Origin of the sequence: Burkholderia sp. RS01, from assembly GCF_039748055.1 — a bacterium.
Classification (GTDB): domain Bacteria; phylum Actinomycetota; class Actinomycetes; order Actinomycetales; family Micrococcaceae; genus Arthrobacter.
Genome location: NZ_JBDLAK010000105.1, coordinates 1 through 210 on the forward strand (window position 1 = coordinate 1; position 210 = coordinate 210).

Sequence of the window (210 nt, forward strand, 5' to 3'; positions counted from 1 at the left end):
CGGACCCGCACCGAAGCGATCAACGCCGCCGGACCCGCAAGCAAAGCCGCCGGCTGGACCACCGGCTGGGGCCACGACGAGGCTGACGACGGCGAAGCCGCTGGTGCCTCCAGCTCCGCCGCCGGTTCCGCGGGGCCAAGCTCCGCCGCCACGTGCTCTTCCGGCTCTGTCCCGGCGGTGTCGCCGGCCGATGACGGGTGCCGGAACACC

At 74.8% G+C, this 210-nt stretch carries 1 pseudogene; it reads left to right on the forward strand.

Annotated features, from left to right (window positions below):
* Window positions 1-210, forward strand: a pseudogene (locus tag ABFP37_RS22720) (hypothetical protein); the annotation flags it as partial.